Raw genomic sequence first — 9117 nt, forward strand, 5'->3', positions numbered from 1 at the left:
TCGGTGTCGATGAACACGGTCTGGATCGGCGCCTGCGCCAGCTTGGCGATCAGCGTGACGCCCGGGCGGAAAGGGTTGAGCGGCGGCGTCACGGTGCGTGTGCCTTCCGGGAAGATCACCAACTGGCCGCCTGCCTTCAGGTCCTCGACCGCGAGCCGGACCATGGTGCGCGCCGAATCGTTGCGGATGTAGCGCGCGAGCCGCGCGCCGGCGCCCAGGAAGATGTTGCGCATCAGGTCGGCCTTCATGATGCAGGCGCTGCGCGGCAGGCGCGCCACCAGCAGCAGGGCGTCGAGCATGGTGGGGTGGTTGGCGACGAAGATCACCCCGCGCTCCTCGCGCAGCGCGTCGAGGCAGGCGGCGTCGATGCGCATCATCCCGGCGGCCGAGGCGGTGGCCCAGAAGGCGCGGTAGGCCAGTGCGATCACGCGCCGGCCCAGCACGCGGCCGGTGCGCGCGGGCAGCACCGGGTAGAGCAGCATCGCGGCCAGGTTCCAGGCCAGCGAGATGAGGCCCAGCAGCGCCAGCAGGGCGTACAACAGCAGGGCGAGGGGGAGGGAGAAGATCGAGCGCAGCAGGCGCTTCATGGTGGGCCCGGGTTCGTTCACACCTTCGAGGCGTCCAGTGACCCGCCGGCGACGGCATGGGCCTCGATCTCCACCAGCAGGTCCTGCCGGCAGATGTCCGCTTCCAGGTAGACCGCGTGGCGCAGCGTGTGGGACTGCGCGCCCAGCTTGCGTTCGAGCACCTCGCGCACGGTCGGCGTGTCGGCGACGTGGCGCACGTAGACCACGGCATCGATCGTGTCCACGGCGAAGCGGGCGGAACCGCGTTCGTTGGCCGCGGCGATCACGGCTTCGAGGTTGCGCAGTGTCTCCTCAGCCTGGGCCCGCACATCGCCCACGTGCACCGTTTCGTGCCCGATGATGCTGGCCGTCCCCGAGATGAACAGCGCCACGTCGCCGCCGCCGATTTCGGCGAGTGCCGCGCGCGAGAAGGTGGGCGAGCGCGGGCCGTAGGCGGGCGGGTAGTGGTAGGCCGAGACCTGCCGCGGGTTCTCCACTGGCAGCGGCGCCACCCGGCCTGCCAGGAAGCGGATGCACAGGGCGCCCTGGTGGATGCCCAGGGCGCAGGCGGCCGGCGCGCCTTCGAAGGCGGCCTGGCCGGCCTCGACGAAGGCCTGCTGGCGGCCCAGGTTGAACTGGCGGTAGCGCTCGAGTCCGCCCCCGTCGGCATTGATGCGCGGCAGGTAGTTCCAGAAGCGCAGCACGTGGGTGCAGCCCGTCTGCGCGAGCGACTGGAACAGGTCGCGGTAGGCCCGGTGAGCCAACTCGGTGAGGCCCGAACCTTCGCGCGCCTCGTCCAGGTCGATGGCGCCCAGCATCCAGTGGCCGTCGCAGCGCCAGCGCACCACGCCGGTGGTGCCGGACTCGATGTGTTCGCTGGCGTGCCACACATCGGCCATCGCCCCGGCGTCCGAGAGCACGCGGGCATTGACCGTGGGCATCCAGGACAGGTGGTCGGGGGTGCCATAGCCCAGCGCGCCGAAGGGCGGGTGTCCCCCGGAGGACAGCGCCAGGCTCTCGGACAGCGAGAGCCGCTCGACGCGCAGGGGCGGCACCCCGTTGAAGTCCCTCGCGCTCATCAGAGAACATCCCCCACGCTTGTCACTTCGTGTACTGCGCTGCCCCCCCAGGGGGCCTTCGCGCCTTCGGGCGGCCGGGCGGCGCTCACCGGGCCTCGACCACGTTCTCGCCGGCAAGCGGCCCGAGGTCGCGGATGTTCCGGCGCCGCCGCTGCCAGGATTGCCAGGTGCGGCGGGGATGGCCGGCGGACACCAGGTAGTACAGGGCCTTGAGCACCCGCAGCGAGCGCCAGATCGGCGTCTTGCCGTAGATGTCGCCGGCCAGGAGCGAGAGCAGCGCTTCCTTCACGCGGAACGGGTTTTGCGGGTACATGAAGAATTCACGGATGGTCGGGTTGGTCACGCGGAAGATGAACCAGGAGAACTCGCGCGGGCCCCTGCGCATGTCGCGCTCGAAGCGCTGCCGCGCCTTGGCAGCCTCGGCCGGCCGATCGAGCACGGCGGCCACCACCTCGGTGCCTTCGAAGGCACTGTACATGGCGAGGTACACGCCCGATGAGAACACCGGGTCGATGAAGGTGTAGGCGTCGCCCAGCATCAGGTAGCGCTCGCCGCTGCAATGCGTGCTGGTGTACGAATAGTTGCCGGTGGCGTAGACCGCATCGTCGACCAGCGTGGCCTGCGACAGGCGCGCGGCCAGCTGCGGGCACAGCGCGATGGTGTCGGCGAAGAAATCCTTGACGGGCTTGCTGCGCGACTTGAGGTAGTAAGGCCAGCAGACGGCGCCGATGCTGGTGGTGCCGTCCGCCAGCGGGATGTACCAGAACCAGCCGTGCGCGAACCAGAAGATGGTGATGTTGCCCTCGAGCTTCCCCGGCAGCCGGTCGGCGTTGCGGAAATGGCCGAAGAGGGCCGAGCTGTTGTGCTTCGGGTTCTTCTGCTTGGCCTTGAACTTGTTCGACAGGAAGGTGTCGCGCCCGGAGGCGTCGAGAACGAAGCGGGCACGCCAGCTGCGCGCGGCGCCGTCGTCGAGATGGGCGGTCACGGTGGCGCCGTCGGCGTCGAACTGGACGTCGCGCACGCGGCAGCCTTCGATCGTCTGCGCACCGCGTGCGCCGGCGTTGCGGAAGAGGATCTCGTCCATCTCGGAGCGCCGGACCTGCCAGGCGTAGGGCATGCTCTTGTCCCAGGCATCGGCGAACTCGACCATCGCGGTGTGCTCATGGTCGGGCGATACGAACTCGACGCCCCACTTGGGCATGCCGATACGCTCGATCTCATCGCGCAGGCCCAGCCGGTCGAACAGCTGCACGTTTGCCGGCAGGAGCGATTCGCCGATGTGGAAGCGCGGATGGTGCTCCTTCTCGAGCAGCACCACCTTGCGGCCCTGCTGCGCCAGCAGCGCCGCCGCCGTGGAGCCAGCGGGACCGCCGCCGATCACGAGGACATCGCAGGTCTGGTGCGCGGGTGCGGCAGCTTCGGCATTCGTTGTTGGAGGAGTATTCATGCGCTGGTGAGGGGAGGGAAACCGGGAGATGCCCGTACTGACCTGGCGCATCAGCGGCGGATTATCCCAAAAAGGATCGATGCTTCCGCTGTAGGACGCGGGGCCGTCGTACGCGCCCGACAGTAAACTCCCTACCTGATTCGAAACACGAGATAGCGAGCGACTGCCATGGCCGGACACAGCAAATGGGCGAACATTCAGCACAGGAAGGGCCGGCAGGACGAGAAGCGCGGCAAGCTCTGGACCCGTGCGATCCGTGAAATCATGGTCGCGGCGAAGGCCGGCGGCGGCGACCTGAGCGCCAACCCGCGCCTGCGGCTGGCGGTCGACAAGGCCAAGGCGGTCAACCTGCCGGCCGACACCATCAAGCGCAACATCGACAAGGCTACCGGCAACCTCGAAGGCGTGAGCTACGAGGAGATCCGCTACGAGGGCTACGGCATCGGCGGCGCCGCGATCATCGTCGACACCATGACCGACAACCGCGTTCGCACCGTGGCCGAGGTGCGCCATGCCTTCGGCAAGCACGGCGGCAACATGGGCACCGAAGGCTCGGTCGCCTTCCAGTTCAAGCATTGCGGGCAACTGGTCTTCGCGCCCGGCACCAGCGAGGACAAGGTGATGGAAGTCGCGCTCGAAGCCGGCGCCGAGGACGTGGTGACCGACGAGGACGGCGCGATCGAGGTGCTGACGGCGCCCGGCGACTTCGAGGCGGTGCGCGACGCCCTGGAGGCCGCCGGCCTCAAGCCCGAGGTGGCCGAAGTCACGATGCGCGCCGAGAACACCATCGAGCTCGCCGGCGAGGACGCCGCGAAGATGCAGAAGCTCCTCGACGCCCTCGAGGATCTCGACGACGTGCAGGATGTCTATCACAACGCGGCGCTTTCCGAGTGAGGAAGCGCCCATGAAAGCCCGCGAATGAAGGTACTGGTGATCGGGGGAGGAGGCCGCGAGCACGCACTGGCGTGGCGCCTGGCCCAGGCGGCGCGCGTAAGCCGCGTCTATGTGGCGCCGGGCAACGGCGGCACGCGCGCGGATTCGCGCTACGAATGCATCGACATCACCGAGCCCGCGGCGCTGCGGGCCTGGGCGCTGCAGGAGAAGATCGCGCTCACGGTGGTCGGCCCCGAGGCGCCGCTGGCGGCCGGCGTGGTCGACGAGTTCCGCGCGCACGGGCTGCGCATCTTCGGGCCGACCAAGGCCGCGGCACAGCTGGAAAGCTCCAAGGCCTTCTCCAAGGCCTTCATGAAGCGGCACAAGATTCCCACCGCCGAGTACGAGGCCTTCACCCACCCTGCGGCGGCCCATGCCTACGTGGACGCCAAGGGCGTGCCCATCGTCATCAAGGCCGACGGCCTGGCCGCCGGCAAGGGCGTGGTCGTCGCGACGACGCTGGAGGAAGCGCACGAGGCGATCGACTTCATGCTGGTGGACAACAAGCTGGGCATCGTCCACAACGAGGGGGAAGACGGCAAGGCTTCGCCGCGCGTCGTCATCGAGGAGTTCCTGCAGGGCGAGGAGGCCAGCTTCATCGTGCTGTGCGACGGCGTGAACGTCACCGCGCTGGCAACCAGCCAGGACCACAAGCGCCTGCAGGACGGCGACGAGGGGCCCAATACCGGAGGCATGGGTGCCTATTCGCCGGCGCCGGTGGTCACTGCCGAGGTGCATGCGCGCGCCATGCGAGAGATCATCCTGCCCACGATCCGCGGCATGGAGAAGGACGGCATCCCCTACACCGGCTTCCTCTACGCCGGCCTGATGATCGACGCCGCCGGCCATCCCAAGACGCTGGAGTTCAACTGCCGCATGGGCGACCCCGAGACCCAGCCGATCATGATGCGGCTCAAGTCCGACCTGTTCGAGGTGTTCTGGCACGCCACCGACGGCACGCTGGACCAGATCGAGCTCGACTGGGACCGCCGTGTCGCGCTGGGCGTGGTGATGGCGGCGCACGGCTATCCGTTGTCGCCGCGCAAGGGCGATGCCATCCACGGCATTCCGCCCGAAACGCCTGACGCGGTGGTCTTTCACGCCGGCACCGCGTTCGAAGACGGCGAGCTCAGGACCAGCGGCGGCCGCGTGCTCTGCGTCACCGTGCTGGCCGACAGCGTGAAGCAGGCGCAGCAGCGCGCCTACGCGCTGGCGGCGCGCGTCCATTTCGATGGCGCGCAGTACCGCAAGGACATCGGGCACCGCGCCGTCCAGGCGCGCACGCCCCAGGCCTGATGCCTGACGACCGCCAAGCCGTCGGCGACTACCTGCGGGGGTTGCAGCAGCGCATCATGGCCGCGGTGGAGGCGGCCGACGGCAAGGCTTGCCTGCGCGACCCGTGGCAGAAGGCGCCAGGGGAGCCGCTGCAGGGCAGCGGCCTGACCTGCATCCTGGAGGGTGGCGCCCTGTTCGAGCGCGCCGGGTGCGGCTTCTCGCAGGTCAGCGGCCCGAGGCTGCCGCCCTCGGCCACGCAGCACCGGCCCGAGCTGGCCGGCGCGCCCTTCGACGCCATGGGCGTCTCGCTGGTGTTCCACCCGCGCAACCCCTATGTCCCCACGGTTCACATGAACGTGCGCATGCTGGCCGCGCTGCCGTCGCAGGGCGAGCCTGTGTGCTGGTTCGGCGGCGGCATGGACCTCACGCCGTACTACGGCTTCGAGGAAGACGCGGTGCACTTCCACCGCAGCTGCCGCGATGCGCTGGCGCCCTTCGGCGAGGACAAGTACCCGCGCTTCAAGACCTGGTGTGACGAGTATTTTTTCCTCAAGCACCGCAACGAGCAGCGCGGGGTGGGCGGCATCTTCTTCGACGACTTCGCGGAACTCGGCTTCGAGCGCAGCTTCGCCATGCTGCGCGCCGTGGGCGACGCCTTCCTGCCAGCCTACCTCCCGATCGTCGAGCGTCGCCGCGCCATGCCCCATGGCGAGCGCGAGCGCGCCTTCCAGCTCTACCGGCGCGGGCGGTACGTGGAGTTCAACCTGGTCTGGGACCGCGGCACGCATTTCGGGCTGCAGTCGGGCGGGCGCACCGAATCGATCCTGCTGTCGATGCCGCCGCAGGCCAGCTGGGCCTACCGCCGCGAGCCGGAGCCGGGCACGCCCGAGGCAGCGCTCTACAGCGACTTCATCGTGCGCCGCGAATGGCTCTGAACCGGCTCCGCATCGGCGTGTTCGGCGGTGCCTTCGATCCGCCGCACAACGCACATGTCGCGCTGGTTCAGGCTGCACTGGCGCAGCTGGGCCTGGCCGAGCTGCGCATCTTCCCGACCGGCGATGCCTGGCACAAGACACGCACGCTGAGCGGCGGCGAACACCGCCTGGCGATGGCGCAGCTGGCCTTCGAGGCGCTGCCGGGTGCCGTCGTCGACGCCCGCGAGCTGGGGCGTGCCGGGCCCACCTTCACTCTGGACACCCTGCGCGAGCTGCAGCAGGAGCACCCGGCGGCTGAACTCGTGCTGATCATGGGGGCCGACCAGGCCGCCTGGCTGCCTCAGTGGCACGGCTGGCGCGAGATCCTGGAAATGGCCGTCATCGCAGTCGCCCGCCGTCCCGGCGCAGCGGACGCAAGCCCTTTCGATCCCCATGGGCTGCCCGAACTCCCGCCCGGCGCACGATTCGAGAAGCTCATGCTCGCGCCGATGGACACCAGCGCCACCGAAGTCCGGACGCGCGCCGCGCAGGGACAGGACTTCTTGCATCTGGTTCCGCCGGCGGTTGCACGCTATATTGACCAACACCACCTCTACCGTTCCACCTGATGAGTACTGAAGCCGCCGCCAAGAAAGACACCCAGAAACTCCAGAGGGCCATCATCGATGGCCTCGAGGACGTCAAGGCGCAGAACATCCAGGTCTTCGACACCGAGCACCTCTCGCCGCTGTTCGAGCGCGTGATCGTCGCCTCGGGCACCTCCAACCGCCAGACCAAGGCGCTGGCCGCCAGCGTGCGCGACGCGGTGCGCGACGCGGGCTTCAACAAGCCGCGCGTGGAGGGCGAGGAGAACGGCGAATGGATCATCGTCGACTGTGGTGCCGCGGTGGCGCACATCATGCAACCGGCCATCCGCCAGTACTACCACCTCGAGGAGATCTGGGGCGACAAGCCGGTGCGCACCAAGCTCGGCGCCGCGAAGCCGGTGGCAGCCCGGCCGGCCGAGGAGAAGCCGCCCGCCGCCGCCAAGACCCCTTCGCTGAGGCGTTCCAGCGCCGCCAAGACCGCGCAGCGCGCGGCGGACGCGGCCGCCAAGCCGAAGCCGGCGCCCAAAAAGACGTCGGCCCGGAAAGCGCCGGCGAGCAAGGCCCCGGTCAAGACCGTCGTCGTGAACAAGGCGCCGGCCAAGAAGTCTGCCGCGAAGAAGGTTGCCGCCAAGAAGGCGGCTCCGGCGAAGAAGGCGCCGCGCAAGACCACGGCGCGCACATGAAGCTGCTGGTGGTCGCGGTCGGGCAGCGTGTGCCCGACTGGGCTCAGACCGCCTGGGACGACTACGCCAAGCGCTTCCCGCCAGAGCTGAAGCTCGAGCTGCGCGCCGTCAAGACCGAGCCGCGTGGCTCCAAGACGCTCGAAACCCTGTATGCCGCGGAGCGCGAACGCATCGAAGCGGCCATTGCCAAGGGCATGCGCATCGTGGTGCTGGACGAGCGCGGCACGGCGCTCACCACCAAGGCGCTCGCGGCCCGGCTGCAGGCGTGGCAAGGCGAGGGCGACGACGTCGCGCTGGTCATCGGCGGCCCTGACGGGCTGGACCCCGCCTTCAAGGGGGCGGCGCACGAGCGCATCCGCCTTTCCGACCTGACCCTTCCCCATGCGATGGCCCGCGTGCTGCTGGTCGAGCAGCTCTACCGGGCCTGGTCGGTCAACGCAGGCCATCCTTACCACCGCGAATGACGGACTCGTTCATCTATCTGGCCTCGCAGAGCCCGCGCCGCGCCCAGCTGCTGGGCCAGCTCGGGGTTCGCCACGAGCTGCTGCTGGCCGGCCCCGGGGAGGACGCCGAGGCGCTGGAGCATGTGCAGCCGGGCGAGTCGCCGACCGCCTACGTGCAGCGCGTCACCGCGCTCAAGCTGGATGCGGCGGTGGCGCGCCATCGCCGCCTGGGCCTTCCTCCGGCGCCGGTGCTGTGCGCCGACACCACGGTCGCCTTCGGCAGCACCATCCTGGGCAAGCCCGAGGACGCGCAGGACGCGCAGCGCATGCTGGCGCTGCTCTCCGGCCGCACGCACCGCGTGCTGACCGCGGTGGCGCTGCAGCACGGCCGGCGCCGGCATGCGGCGCTCAGCGTGTCGCGCGTGCGCTTCGCCGCCATCGAGAAACGTCGCATCGCCGCCTATGTCGCCAGCGGCGAGCCCGACGGCAAGGTCGGAGCCTATGCCATCCAGGGGCGCGCGGCGGCCTTCGTCGAGCACATCAGCGGCTCGCATTCGGGCATCATGGGGCTCCCGATGTTCGAGACTGCCCAGTTGCTGCGCCAGGCCGGCTTCGCGCTCTAGTGCCGTGGAAAGAAGATGCAAGACATCCTGATCAACTGGTCTCCGCAGGAGACCCGCGTCGCGCTGGTGGAGCACGGCGCCGTGCAGGAGCTCCACGTGGAGCGCACGCTGGAGCGCGGGCTGGTCGGCAACATCTACCTCGGCAAGGTCTCGCGCGTGCTGCCCGGCATGCAGTCGGCCTTCATCGACATCGGACTGGACCGCACGGCCTTCCTGCATGTGGCCGACATCGTCGCGCCCTTCACGCCCGGCTCGCGCTCGAGCGCCGCGGCGCTCGATCGCGACGGCCGCAACGGCGCGGTGGTGCCCATCGAAAAGCAGGTGTTCGAGGGCCAGTCGCTGCTGGTGCAGGTGATCAAGGACCCGATCGGAACCAAGGGCGCGCGCCTGTCGACCCAGATCAGCATCGCGGGCCGGCTGCTGGTCTTCCTGCCGCAGGACAACCATGTGGGCGTGTCGCAGAAGATCCCGTCCGACCTGCGAGATGCGCTGCGCGCGCGCATGCAGGTGCTGATCGAGGCGGCCGCCGCGGCCGGCAGCGGCGGC

General features: G+C 69.5%; 10 protein-coding genes and 1 pseudogene. 8 read left to right on the forward strand and 3 right to left on the reverse strand.

Annotated elements, in window-relative coordinates; all coding sequences use genetic code 11:
* From APY03_RS37085 to APY03_RS37095, 3 genes are all read right to left on the reverse strand, one after another.
* On the reverse strand, nt 1-587 hold a 587-nt coding region (locus APY03_RS37085; RefSeq protein ID WP_068685394.1), incomplete at its 3' end, for a lysophospholipid acyltransferase family protein.
* Nucleotides 588-604: 17 nt separating this feature from the next.
* The gene (locus APY03_RS37090) at nt 605-1645 is read right to left on the reverse strand and encodes a chorismate transformation enzyme, FkbO/Hyg5 family (RefSeq protein ID WP_068685396.1); all 1041 of its coding nucleotides are present in this window, start codon (nt 1643-1645) and stop codon (nt 605-607) included.
* 85 nt (nt 1646-1730) lie between these two features.
* Nucleotides 1731-3092 carry an NAD(P)/FAD-dependent oxidoreductase gene (locus APY03_RS37095; protein ID WP_068685398.1) on the reverse strand — a complete coding sequence of 454 codons (1362 nt, stop codon included), beginning with the start codon at nt 3090-3092 and terminating at the stop codon, nt 1731-1733.
* Between the two features lie 168 nt (nt 3093-3260).
* Here APY03_RS37095 and APY03_RS37100 point away from each other — a divergent pair, with 168 nt between their 5' ends.
* From APY03_RS37100 to APY03_RS45095, 8 genes and pseudogenes are all read left to right on the forward strand, one after another.
* Nucleotides 3261-3986 carry a YebC/PmpR family DNA-binding transcriptional regulator gene (locus tag APY03_RS37100; RefSeq protein WP_068685400.1) on the forward strand — a complete coding sequence of 242 codons (726 nt, stop codon included), beginning with the start codon at nt 3261-3263 and terminating at the stop codon, nt 3984-3986.
* A 24-nt stretch (nt 3987-4010) separates the two neighbouring features.
* Nucleotides 4011-5321, forward strand: coding sequence for a phosphoribosylamine--glycine ligase (purD, locus tag APY03_RS37105; RefSeq protein ID WP_068685402.1), 1311 nt, complete (start codon nt 4011-4013; stop codon nt 5319-5321).
* Nucleotides 5321-6235 (forward strand): oxygen-dependent coproporphyrinogen oxidase, encoded by a 915-nt coding sequence (gene hemF, locus APY03_RS37110; RefSeq protein WP_068685404.1) that lies wholly within the window; start codon nt 5321-5323, stop codon nt 6233-6235. The genes purD and hemF overlap by 1 nt, the downstream gene beginning before the upstream one ends.
* Nucleotides 6226-6843 carry a nicotinate (nicotinamide) nucleotide adenylyltransferase gene (gene nadD / locus APY03_RS37115; protein WP_068685406.1) on the forward strand — a complete coding sequence of 206 codons (618 nt, stop codon included), beginning with the start codon at nt 6226-6228 and terminating at the stop codon, nt 6841-6843. Before hemF ends, nadD begins: the two co-directional genes overlap by 10 nt.
* Nucleotides 6843-7505, forward strand: coding sequence for a ribosome silencing factor (gene rsfS / locus APY03_RS37120; RefSeq protein WP_068685408.1), 663 nt, complete (start codon nt 6843-6845; stop codon nt 7503-7505). Before nadD ends, rsfS begins: the two co-directional genes overlap by 1 nt.
* On the forward strand, nt 7502-7969 hold the full coding sequence (gene rlmH / locus APY03_RS37125; RefSeq protein ID WP_068685410.1) for a 23S rRNA (pseudouridine(1915)-N(3))-methyltransferase RlmH: 468 nt from the start codon (nt 7502-7504) through the stop codon (nt 7967-7969). Before rsfS ends, rlmH begins: the two co-directional genes overlap by 4 nt.
* Entirely contained in the window at nt 7966-8571 is a 606-nt protein-coding gene (locus APY03_RS37130; RefSeq protein WP_068685412.1) for a Maf family protein, read from the forward strand. The genes rlmH and APY03_RS37130 overlap by 4 nt, the downstream gene beginning before the upstream one ends.
* Before the next feature lie 15 nt (nt 8572-8586).
* Nucleotides 8587-9117 (forward strand): annotated as a pseudogene (locus APY03_RS45095) (ribonuclease E/G); the annotation flags it as partial.

The sequence above is a fragment of the Variovorax sp. WDL1 genome, from assembly GCF_001541225.1.
Taxonomy (GTDB): domain Bacteria; phylum Pseudomonadota; class Gammaproteobacteria; order Burkholderiales; family Burkholderiaceae_C; genus Variovorax.